At 46.1% G+C, this 14,410-nt stretch carries 14 protein-coding genes; 5 read left to right on the top strand and 9 right to left on the bottom strand.

What is annotated here, in order from left to right:
* Positions 1-68: 68 nt before the first annotated feature.
* From nadD to RE628_RS07945, 9 genes are all read right to left on the bottom strand, one after another.
* A complete protein-coding gene (gene nadD, locus RE628_RS07985; RefSeq protein ID WP_309158272.1) occupies positions 69-683 on the bottom strand; it encodes a nicotinate-nucleotide adenylyltransferase in 615 nt (204 codons plus the stop codon).
* 69 nt (positions 684-752) lie between these two features.
* Positions 753-2,246, bottom strand: a complete 1,494-nt coding sequence (locus RE628_RS07980; protein ID WP_309158271.1) for a nicotinate phosphoribosyltransferase — start codon at positions 2,244-2,246, stop codon at positions 753-755.
* A gap of 15 nt (positions 2,247-2,261) precedes the next feature.
* The gene (locus RE628_RS07975) at positions 2,262-2,822 is read right to left on the bottom strand and encodes a cysteine hydrolase family protein (protein WP_309158270.1); all 561 of its coding nucleotides are present in this window, start codon (positions 2,820-2,822) and stop codon (positions 2,262-2,264) included.
* Positions 2,823-2,841: 19 nt separating this feature from the next.
* Positions 2,842-3,627 (bottom strand): NUDIX hydrolase, encoded by a 786-nt coding sequence (locus RE628_RS07970; RefSeq protein WP_309158269.1) that lies wholly within the window; start codon positions 3,625-3,627, stop codon positions 2,842-2,844.
* Between the two features lie 151 nt (positions 3,628-3,778).
* Positions 3,779-6,019, bottom strand: a complete 2,241-nt coding sequence (locus tag RE628_RS07965; protein WP_309158268.1) for a helix-turn-helix transcriptional regulator — start codon at positions 6,017-6,019, stop codon at positions 3,779-3,781.
* 102 nt (positions 6,020-6,121) lie between these two features.
* A complete protein-coding gene (locus tag RE628_RS07960; protein WP_309158267.1) occupies positions 6,122-6,892 on the bottom strand; it encodes a type 2 periplasmic-binding domain-containing protein in 771 nt (256 codons plus the stop codon).
* Positions 6,874-7,761, bottom strand: a complete 888-nt coding sequence (locus RE628_RS07955; protein ID WP_309158266.1) for an extracellular solute-binding protein — start codon at positions 7,759-7,761, stop codon at positions 6,874-6,876. Before RE628_RS07955 ends, RE628_RS07960 begins: the two co-directional genes overlap by 19 nt.
* Positions 7,762-7,897: 136 nt before the next feature.
* Entirely contained in the window at positions 7,898-8,806 is a 909-nt protein-coding gene (locus RE628_RS07950) for a carbohydrate ABC transporter permease (RefSeq protein ID WP_309158265.1), read from the bottom strand.
* A gap of 11 nt (positions 8,807-8,817) precedes the next feature.
* Positions 8,818-9,750 carry an ABC transporter permease gene (locus RE628_RS07945; protein WP_309158264.1) on the bottom strand — a complete coding sequence of 311 codons (933 nt, stop codon included), beginning with the start codon at positions 9,748-9,750 and terminating at the stop codon, positions 8,818-8,820.
* Between the two features lie 299 nt (positions 9,751-10,049).
* Between RE628_RS07945 and RE628_RS07940 the strand changes: the two genes are divergently transcribed.
* The 5 genes from RE628_RS07940 to RE628_RS07920 all read left to right on the top strand — a co-directional run bounded on the left by RE628_RS07940 (position 10,050) and on the right by RE628_RS07920 (position 14,408).
* Complete coding sequence (locus RE628_RS07940; RefSeq protein WP_309158263.1) at positions 10,050-10,400, top strand: DUF2294 domain-containing protein; 351 nt, start codon at positions 10,050-10,052, stop codon at positions 10,398-10,400.
* A 190-nt stretch (positions 10,401-10,590) separates the two neighbouring features.
* Positions 10,591-11,667, top strand: coding sequence for an ABC transporter substrate-binding protein (locus RE628_RS07935; protein ID WP_309158262.1), 1,077 nt, complete (start codon positions 10,591-10,593; stop codon positions 11,665-11,667).
* A gap of 138 nt (positions 11,668-11,805) precedes the next feature.
* Complete coding sequence (locus RE628_RS07930) at positions 11,806-12,744, top strand: nucleoside hydrolase (RefSeq protein ID WP_309158261.1); 939 nt, start codon at positions 11,806-11,808, stop codon at positions 12,742-12,744.
* Between the two features lie 49 nt (positions 12,745-12,793).
* Entirely contained in the window at positions 12,794-13,615 is an 822-nt protein-coding gene (locus RE628_RS07925; protein WP_309158260.1) for an ABC transporter permease, read from the top strand.
* Between the two features lie 4 nt (positions 13,616-13,619).
* Entirely contained in the window at positions 13,620-14,408 is a 789-nt protein-coding gene (locus RE628_RS07920) for an ABC transporter permease (protein ID WP_309158259.1), read from the top strand.
* Positions 14,409-14,410: the final 2 nt, after the last annotated feature.

The raw sequence follows: 14,410 nt of genomic DNA, 5'->3' as shown, positions 1-14,410 counted from the left end.
TCTCTATTTGTGCGTGTTCAAAAAGGACGATTTTCAGCATCGAGAAGGTTGGATGAAGCCAACTACCTCTATTGATAAAGCTCGTGCTTTTTAATATAGGAATAGCAGCTCTCTGGCATTAGATATCGTGGCTCCCCACCTAATCTGAACTCATCGCGAATATAGGTGGAGCTAATCTCCATCGCCAACCCTTTATCGATAAGATGGAACGTCTGTCCGTCATCGGCATTGCGTAGGATAGGTGACTTGCTGATCGCCGAGAGCATGTTGATCCCCTCCCTAGCCATAACGATGAACTTGTTCTCACGGATAAGCTCCTCGGACTTTTTCCATTTCCCCTCACCGATATCAAGCAGCAAATCTGCTCCCATTATAAAATAAATCTCATCTTCTGGATATTTCGCCTTAAAGTGCTTCAGCGTTAAATACGTAGCGATCTCCCAGCCCGGCTGCTTCATTTCATAAGCATCGGCAACAAATCTATCATTCTCCTGAATCGCCATCACAATCATGTTCCAACGATGCTCGTCGCTCACATTCATCGTCTTGTCAGGACGCTTGCTTGAGCAGGGGAGAAAAATAACCTTATCCAGCTTACAGCGATGCATCACCGTACTCGCCGTCCACAAATGTACATTCGTAATCGGATCAAAAGACGATCCATAGATTCCTATCTTGGCCATCGCCGATTCCTCCCCCATAGCGGTTATTTAAAAAGTCCCCAAGTCGGACTATTTAAATAAAACCTAAGCCTACACTCTTCGGCTTACCTGCTGCTGGATCTCAGCAATCAGCCGCATTTTGTTATCCCAGCATACCTGACTTAAATCCACAGGATACTCCGCCGGATTCAGCATCCGCTTGTATTCATCCCATAGCAGCTCCAGGTTCTGAGCCGCAAATTGCTGAATCTCCATCAGCTCTGGAAGTCTATATATCAATTTGCCCGCCTCGAAAATCGTATGATGTAGCTCACGGGCTTCGAAATTAGTAACGAACTTGGCAACATGGATATGCACCGGATGGAACATCTTCAGCGGATCCTCTTGCTGTGGATTCTCATGCTCCAACGCGATGTAGTCCCCTTCCGATTTCTGATTGCTCTTATTGATGATGCGGAACACTTTCTTACGGCCGGGCGTCGTTACTTTCTCCGGATTCGAACTGATCTTGATCGTATCCTGCATTTGACCATTCTCATCCTCGATGGCGATCAATTTATATACCGCGCCCAGGGCAGGCTGATCATATGCAGTGATCAACTTAGTTCCGACACCCCATACATTGATCTTTGCGCCCTGCGCCTTCAAGTTCATAATCGTATGTTCATCCAGATCATTAGTCGCGTAGATTTTAGCTTCCTTGAAGCCAGCCGCATCGAGCATCTTGCGTGCTTCCTTCGACAGGTATGCCAAGTCCCCGCTATCAAGGCGGATACCAAGGAAATTAATCTTCGGACCAAGCTCCTTGGCTACACGAATTGCCGTAGGTACCCCCGATCTTAGCGTATCATAGGTATCCACCAAGAACACGCAATCCTTATGGGCTTCCGCATATTTATGAAAAGCCGTGTACTCATCGCGGTAAGCTTGAACCATCGCATGAGCATGTGTGCCTACTGTCGGAATACCGAACAGTTTGCCGGCTCTGACGTTCGAGGTTGCTTCGAAGCCGCCGATATAAGCGGCCCTTGCTCCCCAGATTGCTGCGTCCAGTTCTTGAGCACGGCGAGTTCCGAACTCCATGCTGATCTCATGACCAATCACCTGCTTGATCCGCGATGCCTTCGTTGCAATTAAAGTCTGGAAGTTGACCATGTTCAGCAGGGCTGTCTCGATCAGTTGGGCCTCTGCTAGTGGTGCCTCAATCTGTATCATTGGCTCATTAGCAAATACGAGCTCTCCTTCCTGTATCGAACGAACGGTTCCCGTGAAACGTAGCTGTTCCAAATAGGCCAGGAACTCCTCACCATAACCATCTTCCCGCAAATAATCCAGATCGCTCTTCGTAAAGCGGAATTGCTCAAGATATCGGATGACCCGCTCCAGTCCTGCAAAGACAGCATAACCGTTCTCAAAAGGAATTTTGCGGAAATATACCTCAAATACGGCTTTACGCTCATGGATCTGATCCTGCCAGTAGGCCTGGGTCATATTGATTTGATATTTATCGGTGTGAAGAGCATAGCTATCATCCGCATAAGCGTCATGTACTAGCTGCTTCTCTTGGTCAAGACCGTTCTTCATGGCTCATTCCTCCTCTTATTGAATCTCGGCTCCCAGCGATCCTTTGAAATGGCGCAGCGCCCATACATGGCCTTCTTGATCAAAGCTGGCTACGGCTGCTTCATGAATGATAATCTGAAAGCCTCTATTATAAGCATCAACAGCCGTATGCAGCACGCATATATCCGTGCATACCCCTACTAAATGAAGCACGGTTATTCCTCTGGCGCGAAGCTGTAATTCAAGATCCGTACCTGCAAACGCGCTGTATCTAGTCTTATCCATCCAGTACACATTTTCGTATCCCTTATGCTGCTGATAGACCTCCTCTAATGCGCCGTACAGCTCGCGTCCCTTCGTACCCTCAAGATTATGTGGCGGGAACAATTTGGTCTCGGGATGAAGCTGATCCCCCTGCCTATGCAGATCTATCGCGAACACAACATAATCATTATTGCCAATAAACTCTTTGGTAATGTCGACCATTGCCTGCTCGATCTCCTGCCCTGGCTTTCCACAAGTCAGCGCCCCATCATCGGCCACGAAGTCATTCGTGTAATCAATATTGATTAATGCTCTCTTCTTCACTTCTGTCATCCTGAATCCCTCCCTGGATTTACTTACTAGTATGGTAAAGCGAATGATTCACATTTGAAGGCGTCTCTACAAAACGATATAGCTGCGTCGGCTTCTTGGAGGTTCGTGTTGTCTTCTTGCCGGGAAGCTCTTGAATGAACGACAAAGATTTTATTTTACGGGCAAAAGATGCGTCCAGAGCAATCGCTGAATCATCGGTAACAGTAAGCAACACCGCCTGCAGCTCAGAGTATGTGAACTCCTCGAGCAGGAACTCCTTCGCTGCAGTCGTCTCAAGCAACTTGCGGCGGATCACATCGATCGCATCACGGATGATCTGTTCGTGATCAAAAGCCAGATCCAGCTTCAGAACATCCTCAACCGGGAATAGCTCAACCTCACTAGCGTCATCTCCACTCTGACGATGCTTCAGAAGATGCTCTGGCACGATGGCATAATGTGCGTTGGAGATAATCCAGCCCCGTGGATCACGCCCCGGAGTGTCGTACACGCCATAATGCTCCAGATGGATACTGTCTACCCCTGTCTCCTCCTTCAATTCTCTTGCAGCCGACTGGAATGCCGTCTCATCTGGGTTCACGAAGCCACCAGGCAGAGCCCACTTGCCAGCCTCAATATTCGGACGCCCTTCACTATCTGTCATGCTTCGCTGGATGAGCATAATATACAGCTTCATGACTGGAGGTTTAAAGGGCTCTGGCTGGCCTGATAGAATCGTAAACACCGCGATATCAGACGTATATCCATCCGGTGTCCGGTATTTCTTGACGTCATAGTGCTGCAATGCCTGTTCATTAGATTCCACGTCTTCACTCCACCTTTTAACATTTAACAAATTGTTAATTGTGATTATATTGGTCCTATACGACAATGTCAACCATATTTATGCAATTTAGACTCTTACGGCATAAAGAAAAGAAACCGCCAGGGATGTTTGTCCCGACGGTTTATTCCTTTCACATCGCTATATCCACATATTCATCGGGCTTAATTCCTTCATACCGGGCAAATGCGCGTTTGAATGAATAGACATTTTCATAGCCCACACGATGGGCGATATCATCGATGCCGCATTTTCTTTCCCGTAGCAGCTCCTTGGCCATTTCCATGCGGAGTCGACATAAATAATCGTAGAAATTGATTCCGGTCACCTCCTTGAAGATTTTCGATACCTTGGAGACGGACATTTGGAAAATTTCAGCAAGCTGCTTCAATGAGACGTCGGCGCTGGTGTAATTTTCGTTGACATATTGCAGCAGTTGGTTGCCGACTTCAATCGTCGTTAGCGAGTTCGAGTAGCGGTTGCGTTCACAGATCACTGTGACGACTTCATATACGTAGCCCCACATTTCCCCGACATCCGCCCCTTCGGCTTTATTGGCGAACTGCTTCATGTAAATGCCTGTATCAAGATTCAATTCATATAGCACTCGCAGCATCGTCTCCATCAGCAATGAGACCAGCCTAATGATACTTGCTTCGGACAAGCAGCGCCTTCCATTTTCCGCACTAATTTCATGCAGGATTTGCATGGATGTATCCAGATTTCCGATCTTCAGATTATTGATCAACTGTACTTCCCAATCTGTCGGATAGTAGTATTCAACGATGGTTTGAGCCATTTCCTCCTGGATGTCGGGTAGATGGTCGCGCGAGAACAGAATATACTGCAGGCTTTCGTTGGCTGTATAATACGATTTACTGATGCCAACTAATCCCTTCTCTACCGTTCCGGGCAAGACATAGGGATGAAAACCACAGGCCTGTTCGATCTCTTCTGTAATGCTGAGGGCGATTTGATCCATCATCCCCTCCTGTCCAAAGAAGCCTTCCGAGGACAAAATCAGTGCTTTATCCGCATGGGTCACTTCGAACAGTTCATAATCCAAGCCATAACGCTCCATCACCTTCTCGACAATCATGATTGTCATCATTTCGATTTTGCGGATCTGGCCGAAGTCAGAGACGTCACGGATCGCATGGAAGCTGATCAGTACCGTACAGTAATGCATCTCATCGGTATAACCGATACCGATTTTTTTCAGTCCATTCATCTGCTGATCATCGGTAAAATATCCTTTGAGCAGCCGCTGGAACAAATTCGACTTGGCGGCTTTCTCGTAGTCCTGCATTGATCGCTGAAGTTTTTCATTTTCATGCAGCAGCCGATCAAAGGATTTTTCAATAAAATTATATTCAGAACCAGAGACCATACTGCTCTTGACGTCATCGTAACGAAATGCGGCAGAAAGCTTGCTCAGCAAGGCACCCAAAGGATGGTAACTGATCTTGGCCAGCAAGAAGGCGGTTAAGGTGCCCACAGCAGTAGAAATTAAAATTGCCAGCAACGAACTGAACAGATTGTTAATACCAATCACACTGCTATCGAGATAAGAAATTTTATATTTCAGATCACTCTCTAGCGAGGGTACAACAAGCTCATAGCTGTGTTCGTTCCCCTGCTCCTCTCTATTGGGCCCTGCCTGGATCTGCTTGTAAATCGGCTGTCCTTGGGTCGTTATTAAAATATCCTTGGATTCAATACTACCGAACCGGTGCATATAATCCGCAAAGTAAGCGCTATCAATAAATAATACAAGCACTCCACGCGGTTGATTCACCACCTCTAGGCTTTGAAAGACAGGGACGACACGTTTGCTGTTTCCCCATAGCTCCATCGTCTCCGGCGGCAGCACCTTGAAATACTGTTGTTCAAGAACGATACTTTCGATCCGATGCCGCGTCTTATCATCGAATACAGCCACACCGGAAAAAAAGTCATCCTCCGTATAAGTTCCCCAAGGTGAAAAAATCTGCTGTTTCTCTGGAAAAACAATCATACCAAAGGAGACAATATTCAAAGAGTTAGTAGAATTCTCGAAATTTCGGCGAATTTCAAGCATCTTCAGAAAATCAAATTCGTTCTCATACACATCTGTATTCTGCATCATTTTCCGGACCCAAGACTCTTCGCTCAGCAGCTTGCCTAAGTTTTTGAGCTCCTGCAGTTTATCATCGACGACGACCGCAATCCGATTGGCATCCGAGATGTGCTTCTCATGCAGCCGCTGCCTCTCCTCCATGATGTTCCGCTGTACATTCAAAGTACTGAACACAATGATGGGAATAATCAAGATCACGGTATAGGACAAAAAGATCTTTCGAAACGTTACGCTTCCAAAGCTACCATGCCTCAAAGTCCGTCCCCTCCTCCGGTTATAATCATGAAGCAGAAGGAGGAAAACGGCGAACTCCCCTTGATGGCGGAGAGAACGCCCGTTTTCCCAGTTGTATATTCGCTATTCGATACTGTTATATCTATCAAGCAGCTGCTGATCGATTTCAATCAATTGATCAAGACCCAGCTTTTTCAGCTCAGAAATATATTCATCCCAATTATCGAGAGATTTCTGGCCCAGAGCCAGCTTGGTGGCAAGCTCTTCCGAATAAGTTCTCAGATTCGTTAAGATTTTCGTCTTGGTCTCAAGCTGCTGATCATCTGGAATCGCCAGGTAGTTGACGTTCATGTTGACGAAATACGGCTTGTATTTCAGTATATTCAACTCATGGTCGGCTTTGTCCTTAGACACGCCGGATAGCTCGAATTCTAGATTGGCAAATTGAACGCGAGGGAATATAGTATCCCCAAATAGCGGACGCCCGGTGACCTGACCCGATTTCGCCAATTCTTCATCCGATCCATTGTTAATATATACTTTCGCCCCATTGTCGTCTCTCTTATAGGTCTGCCCTTCGATGCCCCAGTACAGAAGGTCCGCGTATTTATCCGAATAAATCATATCGAAAAATCGGATAGCTGCTGCTACGTCTTTGCAGTCTTTGGTGATCGCATATTTTTGCCATACCAGAAATGGTGGCTCCAATTGTGCCGCCGGGGTAATATGGTCAGCAGCTTGGAGTGGCATCAACGGCAGGAACTCTCCACCACCATTGATTGTCGGCTCCAGATAGGTTTCCAGATTGTAGTCGCTGATGGATGCAACCTTGTTCTCTGTCATTTTTTGCTGTTTCTGCTCTCCTGTAGCCCCGATTAAACTTGTATCGAGCACTCCTTCCTTGACAAGCTGCTGCAGATAGCGGAAATAGTCCTTGATGCCTTCCTGATACCATGGGGATACGACTTTTTATTCTCTACATCCACCGCCGTAATATCGGTACCCAGTCCGAACCATTGAGCGATAGCACCCTCAAATTTACTTGTATCGTAGACGAGAACCTCATCTGGCTTACCGTTGCCGTTGGCATCCTTGTCTCTGATCGTCTTTAATGTGTTCAAATATTCTTGAGCATTGGTCGGAACTGGTAGATTCAGCTTATCCAGCCAGTCTTTACGGATCAGCATGCTCAAAGCTACCGGAGCTGGGTCCTTCTCCTGATACGTTTTTTTGTGCAGATCGCTGAACCAGTACATTTTACCGTCAGGTGATGTCGTTGTCTTTTTCGCATATGGGAATTCCTGATCATACATCTTCTTAATATTGCCGTTGCTGTATTTCTCAATCAGCGGATTCAAATCAAGCAAAACACCTTGCTTGGCGAGATTCAGAACCGTTGTGTTATCTAACTGTGAAATGTTCACAATATCCGGAAGAGAAGAGCCTGAGGCCATTCTGGTCTGAATGACCACTTTATATTGCTCGTTCGGAACCATCTCATATTCCAGCTCCAGTCCAGCGTCCTGAATCAATTTATCGACTTCGGTCCATACCGGATATTTATCTCTCTCCTCGAACTTAATATACTTATTGGAGCCGGTTGGACCCAGCAATTTGAGTTTACTAACGGTCTTCTCCCCGGATGAAGAACTGCCTCCCTCCCCCTTTTTCACCTCACCGCTGCCGCCACCGCAAGCCGTAATACTCCCTAACACGAGAACTGCCGCTACCAAAGACATTAATGATCTTTTCCAACGTTTCATGTTCTACATTCCCCTAGAAAATGTTGATAACGAAAGTGTTAAGAAATCGCTTACATAATAGTTTAAAGATTCTAGTCATTTCTACAAATCTGAGAATAAAACCAATATCTGATCCTTTCCAAAAAGCTGATTAAGGCTACTCCTTTAAGGAACCAAGCAGCGCTCCTTTGATGAAATACTTCTGGAAAAATGGGTAGGTAAACATTACTGGCAGAGTAGTAAACACAATTATCGCGTACTTCAATTGAATATTGGACAGCATCGTAGCCACGGCATTCTTGGCATCGTCCAGTGAAAGCAGCTTCAAATCGACCGATTGCTGAACGACAACACGATATAGATACATCTGCAGCGGGTGAAGCTTCTCATTCGGCAAATACACTAGCGCATCAAACCAACTGTTCCAGATGCCGACAATGGAATATATAGCGATAACCGCCAGGATCGGTTTGGAGATCGGAATGATAATTTTGAACAGAAGCTGCAGATGAGAAGCGCCGTCGATAAAGGCGGATTCCTTCAGCCCATCCGGAATGGTCGTAAAGAAGGTCCGAACCAGGATAATGTTCCAGATGCTGACCATACCTGGGATAATGACCGCAAACATGGTGTTGTACAATCCGAGCTTATTCACGAGCAAGTAAGAGGGAATGAGTCCGCCCCCGAAATACATCGGGATCAGCAGATACGCGACCACCCATTTTCTCCCCTTCAGATTTCTCACCGTTAACGGGTAAGCTCCCAGCACGGCCATTAGGCAATTCAATAAGGTACCAACACTAACATAAATCAGTGTGTTGGAGTATGCCCACCACATTTTTGCATCTTTTACTATAAGCTCATAAGAGCCGAGGTTGAAGCCTTTCGGATACCAGAAGACATTCATAGCCGCAACTTCTTGTGGCGAGCTAATAGACATGATGATGACAAAGTAAAATGGATACAGTGTAATTAAACAGAGAATGAGTGCGATCGCATAAAGGATGATGTCGACAACGACAGAGCCTTCTCTGATCTTGTTAGGATTTCTACGAACCGAGGCCATCTTACTCCTCCTTACCACAAGGCATAGTCTGAATATTTACGGCTTAGCGAGTTAGCGATGAACAACAGCGTGAAATTAATTAATGATATGAACAATCCTACCGCGGTCCCCATGCTGAAATTTCCGCCAAGCAGGCCATCGCGATACAGATAGGTACCAATGACATCCGCCGTTTCATAAACCATCGGATTGTAAATCAACAAAATAAATTCGCTGTTCGCCGAAAGCAGACTGCCGATCGCGAAAATAAGCAAAATAAAGATGGTCGGGCGAATGGATGGAAGCGAAATATGAAGCATTTGTTTAAATCGGTTGGCGCCGTCCATTTTGGCTGCTTCGTACAAACTCGGGTCTACAGAGGACATAGCTGCCAAATACAAAATACTGCTCCAGCCAAATGACTTCCAAATACTCGTGATGGTATAAATCGCCGGGAAATAAGCTGGTTCGGTATTTAATGCAATTGGCGTTCCGCCGAACATCTGGATGATGACATTAATAATCCCGTCCACATTGATGAAGGACAATACCATACCCGCCACAACTACGTTGGAAATAAAATGCGGCAGATAACTGGCCGTCTGCACGAACTTCTTAAAGACGCCATTCTTCAGTTCATTTAGCAATAGAGAGAATACAATTGGTACCCAGAAGCCAAATACAAGATAATAGAAACTAAGCAAAAACGTGTTGCGCATCAATCTTCCAAAGTAAGGTCCATTAAAAAAATTGATAAAATGCTTGAGTCCTACCCAGTTCGCATCTGTAAATGATAAGAAAGATTTTCCCGGGTAATAATCCTGAAATGCGATCACAATTCCATACATCGGAATATAGCTGAAAATAAAAAGATGAACTAGAACGGGAAGCATTATCAGGTAAAGCTGAGCATTGTCACGAAGGTGAAACGATCGGCGCTTTCCCGGTTGACTGATAGCTTTCATGATCTTCCCCTTTCACTTACGATTGCGGTCATTTTTGGGCCTGGTCCGCATTTCCAATATAGTCACGCCCTGATTTGAAAGGCAAGCAACATAATTTTCTCGAGTTCGCAATATTTTCGCAGATAAGCTCCCATTGCCTGGAAAGTTCGTAAATTAACTGCATTTAAGACTGTTAAAATAAAATAAACGTTAATAATTAATCAAAATCCGAACAATAGCTTGCATTATCCTTATTTTTTATGTATTATAATTGTGCGTGAACTTCTCATCACCAAAATCATCAAAGTTTGAGGTGACCAATGGTTCATTACGACTCCAATGAATTTAAGCAAAAGTTGAGCCAGGTATATAATGAGGTGTCCAAGGAGTTGTTTGGCTTCGGTACTTCATTATTGAAGACAAGCGTACATCCCGAAGGAATCGTATTATATGCCAGACATCGTCGTTCCCCTCGCTCCACGGCTCTGGAGGGCGAGATTCCGGCTTTGAAATATGAAGTCGACTTCTATATGTCGATGATTTACAAGAAGAAGCTGAAATCCCGGCTCGAAGAGGAGCTTGGACTTCAAATCGAAGTGCTGCTACGGGATTATGATCCCGCCACGCAGTGGGCTGTCACGAACATTATTTTGCAAGACGAAGTTCAATAAGTAGATTACCCTCGCGGCGCTTTTCTTTTGATTACATCTTAAGGACTGTCCGCACCCGATACACAAGCAGATGCGGTTATTCTTTGTTTACAATGAATAAGTGCTCTAGTTAGAGATTTTCTTCTACCTAGAGTGCTTTTCTTTTTTTCATAACAAATAGATAAAAAAACTTTAATAGGAGTGAATCATTGTGAAAAAAACATGGATTAAGGGTCTTCTAGCTTGCAGTCTTGCTACGGTTGTACTGGCCGGCTGCGGAAGCAATAACGGTGACGGAAACGGCGCCAGCGGAAATACTTCAGGTGGCAAACAGCAGAAGCTAGTTATCTCGACCTGGGGCTTCGCAGAAGACTTCTATAATAAAGAAGTATACGAGCCGTTTGAAAAAGCGCATAATGTCAAAATCGTGCTTGAGACAGGCAATAACGCAGACCGCCTAAGCAAAATCATGCAAGGAAGTTCTGATGTCGATGTGATCTATTTGTCGGATTATTACGCACAGCAAGGCATTGAAGCAGGTGCTTTCGAGAAAATTGATCGCAGCAATTTTAAGAATCTGAACCAACTTTATGATATCGCTAAAGCTCCAAACGGCGAGAACTACGGCCCTGCTTATACCATCGGCCAATTGGGTATTGCTTATGATCCAAAAGCTGCAGGAACAACTATTGAATCCTGGAGTGACCTGTGGAAGCCAGAGCTGAAAGGCAAATTGACGATGCCAAGCATCACCTCGACCAGTGGCCCAATGATGGTCGATGCCGCATCTAAAATCTCGGGAAGCACAGAATTTAACGAAGACAAAGCTTTTGAGCAATTGGCCGCACTGAATCCAAGTGTTGTGAAATATTACAGTAAAACTTCTGAATTCGTGAACATGTTCACTCAAGGCGAAGCAGCAGCCGGACCGATCATGCAAATGTATATGGGCGATCTACAAAAGGCGGTTCCTGGTATTGAATTCGTAACGCCAAAAGAAGGCGCTTATGCCATCATCAATACGTTAAATGTGGTGAAAGGCAGCAAGAATAAAGAGCTAGCCGAGGAATTTATTGATTGGCAGCTTAGCCAAGAGGTTCAAGAGAAAGCAGCAAAAGCCAAAGTAGACTCCCCTGCGAACAAAGATGTAAAACTGACGGATGAAGAAGCCGCTGGTGTCACTTACGGAGCGGATGTCGTCGAGAACCTGCATAAGCTTGACATGGCGTTTGTTAATAGCAACCTGAAAGCTTGGACAGACCGCTTCAACCGGGAAGTTACCCGCTAAGCGTTATTAAAATACTTGAGGCATATTAGGCAGCCTTGTATGCCTTCACTCATGCAGGGGCTGTCTGGCCCCTGCCTTTATTCTTTTAGAAGGAAACTTAGGTACGGGTGGTCCTATAACCTTGAAAGGGGATTTAACGTGAGGAAAGCCATTTTGGATGTAGACACAGGCATCGACGATGCGCTGGGCATTATGCTGGCAATTCGCAGCGGTGAGCTCGATGTGCTCGGAATAACGACTGTAAACGGCAATGTATCGCTTGAGACAGCCACAAAGAATACATGTAAAATACTCGATTTGATCCATGCCGATCCTTCCATTTCCGTATACCCGGGAGCATCGCACCCGTTACTGCGTAATCCCGTGTTTGAACACCGGGTTCATGGACAGGACGGACTCGGCGGGGCCTTGGCTGACATGCATCCCTCAGGCCGCGCAGACTTAAGTGGGTTCGGCCCCGACTTTATCATTGAGCAGGCCAGACTGTATCCGGGAGAAGTGACACTGATTGCTACGGGGCCATTAACTAATGTCGCGTTGGCGCTAGCCAAACGTCCTTCACTTGTCCATGAACTGAAAGAGATCGTCATTATGGGCGGCGCTGTACAAACCTACGGCAATATCACACCAGTGGCCGAATACAACATGTATGTCGATCCGGAGGCGGCACAGCTCGTTCTGCAGGCCGGATTCCCACGACTGACCTTGATCGGCCTGGACGTGACCCGCAGAGCTCTGCTGACTAGCGAGCATATCGATACTCTTGGTGAATCGGAAATTGCCAATTACGTTCGCCAAAGCACATCAGATTACATGCAGCGCTATTTCGAACGCAACGGAGTTCAGGCCTGTGCCATGCATGATCCGCTCGCTGTCGCCACCGCCATCTGGCCTGAGCTTGTAGAGACCACCCGGTACTACGTCGACGTGGAGACCCGAAGTGAGCTATGCGACGGACAGACGGTATGCGATTTTCAAAACCGCCTTCAGCGTAAACCCAATGTAGAGGTCGGCCTGAAGGTCGACGCGGAGGAATTTATAAGCCGATTTATCTATGTGCTGCGTGGCACCAATTAAGTGGAACCAACCCTTTTGAAGTTTCAAATTATTAAGGAGATTGCCATTCATGAAAAAGCGATACTTGTACCTGCTTCTTGCACCCGGTTTTCTGTTCCTGACATTGTTCATGATCATCCCGCTGATCCTCACGGTCGGCTCGACTGTATTCAAGGACGGCGGTTTCTCGATCGGGATTTACACGCAATTTTTCAAAGACGCGTACTTCCTTGATATTCTGGGCACAACCCTGCTTGTCAGCGTCGTGACAACCTTGCTGTGCATTTTGATCGGTTTTCCGGTCGCCTATTATTTATCCAAGCAACCAGCGCGTAGGAAGGGTATTTTGCTCGCACTGGCGATATTCCCACTATTAACGAGCTCTGTCGTTCGCTCCTTCAGTTGGATGATCATTCTCGGCAAGAACGGCTTGATCAATAATCTGCTGACGTCCCTCGGACTCATCAAGGAACCAATCAGCATTTTATATACGCCTACAGCTATGATTATCGGACTTGTGCATCTGTTCCTGCCTTTGATTCTGATTACACTGGTTGGCGTAATGGAGTCAATCGATCATGATCTAGTGCAGGCGGCGCAAAGCCTCGGAGCTTCCAAGCTGACCGCTTTCCGCAAGATCATCTTCCCGCTTAGCATACCGGGACTGATCGTCGGCAGTATTCTTGTCTTTGTCGGTAGCTTAACTGCTTACACGACACCAGCCCTTCTCGGCGGCAAAAAGCGCGTCGTCGCTACATTCCTGTACCAGAATGCCATCACGCTGAACGATTGGCAGGCAGCATCGGCCATCGCCACTATCATGATGATCATTACCTTTATCGTCATCGGGCTGATGAACAAAGCTGCGGCCAAATTCAAACCGAAGGAGTAGCACCATGAAGAACAAAAATCCTGGGCTTGCCCTGTTTACCTTTATCGTATATTTGTTTCTGCTCGGGCCGCTATTGATTATCGCAGTGACCTCCTTTGAGCCTGGAACCGTACTGAAATTCCCACCAACCGGATTCTCGCTACGCTGGTATAAAAATATTTTTGAAGTCGATATGTTTATGAGCACCTTCACAACTTCAATTCTTGTCTCGCTGCTCGGCAATCTGATCGCTATTCTTCTAGGGATCCCTGCGGCTTACGCACTGAATCGTGCATCCTTCAAGGGCAAGGAGACACTGAACGCACTGTTCCTGTCTCCCCTGCTGATTCCAGGGATCGTACTTGGTTTTACTTTATTGAAATATGTAGTTATTGCTTTCCACATTCCGGTCTATGCGGCGCTATTAATCGGACATACCGTCATTATGCTGCCATTTATTATCCGCGTGATTGGTTCGAGCTTCGCCGGCTTTGATTTTGCGGTCGAAGAAGCGGCACTTAGCCTCGGCTCCAGCCGCCTGTCTACCTTCTTCAAGGTCGTGTTGCCGAACATCAAATCCGGCATTATCGCCTCAGTACTGCTGGCCTTCCTAGAGTCGTTTAACAACGTGGATATCTCATTATTTATGACGGGTCCTGGCGTTAGTACTCTACCAATTCAAATGCTGACTTACGTGGAGAACTATTTTGACCCGACCATCGCGGCTATCTCAGTACTGCTGATGATCATTACCGCAGGATTTATGTTCTTAATCGAAAGACTGCTCGGACTCACCTACTTCACCAAACAATAAAT

The sequence above is a fragment of the Paenibacillus sp. D2_2 genome, from assembly GCF_031199965.1.
Classification (GTDB): domain Bacteria; phylum Bacillota; class Bacilli; order Paenibacillales; family Paenibacillaceae; genus Fontibacillus.
The sequence above is the reverse complement of the archived record's forward strand: the minus strand, read 5'-3'. Positions and strand labels throughout refer to the sequence as shown.